Source organism: Vibrio sp. 10N.222.55.C6 (assembly GCF_041473395.1).
In the GTDB taxonomy this organism is placed as follows: domain Bacteria; phylum Pseudomonadota; class Gammaproteobacteria; order Enterobacterales; family Vibrionaceae; genus Vibrio; species Vibrio crassostreae_C.
Genome location: NZ_JBFRSD010000553.1, coordinates 1 through 720 on the forward strand (window position 1 = coordinate 1; position 720 = coordinate 720).

Below are 720 nucleotides of genomic sequence, written 5' to 3' on the forward strand. Positions count from 1 at the left end.
ATTCATGCTGCGCATGGTTACTTGTTTGATACCTTTTTACGCTTAGAAAGCAACCAAAGAAGTGATCAATATGGTGGCAGCCAAGAGAATCGCATGCGCTTTTTGGTTGATACGTTGCAAGCACTTACCGACGAAATTGGTGGGGAAAGAGTTGCGGTTCGTCTGTCTCCTCATATCGGAGAGGGTTTTGCTGGGGATGATGTTGAAATTGTTCCGCTAACGTTAGCATTGCTGGAAAAACTACAACTGATGAACCTTGCGTATGTGCATTTTTCAGAAAACATATCACGCTATGTAGAGGTGCCTGAAGAGTTTCGCCAGCAAGTACGCCGAATATACTCTAATCCAATCATGGTTGCAGGAAAGTTGACCAAGCAATCTGCCCAACAGTTGCTAGATAAGCAGTATGCTGATTTCGTTGCCTTTGGTACTCCGTTTGTAACGAACCCTGATTTGGTCGCCCGATTTGCTCATGATTTACCATTGGCCGAGTTTGATGCCGATGCTAGGTTGACCTTGTATGGGGGCGGAGCCGAAGGCTACGTCGATTATCCAACTTATCAAGCCTAATACACCAGGTACCAAGGACGATAACTCTTTGGTGCCTTACCTTTTCATTAAGCGAGTGGAAGTGATATGGAACCCTATCGAATTTGGCAATATCAAACTGAGAAACACAGTCTTGTTTTAGGTAAGGCTGAAAGAGCAGCTTTAGATGAC

At 44.6% G+C, this 720-nt stretch carries 1 pseudogene; it reads left to right on the forward strand.

Annotated features, from left to right (window positions below):
- A pseudogene (locus AB4486_RS25050) lies at positions 1 to 570 on the forward strand (alkene reductase); the annotation flags it as partial.
- Positions 571 to 720 lie beyond the last annotated feature (150 nt).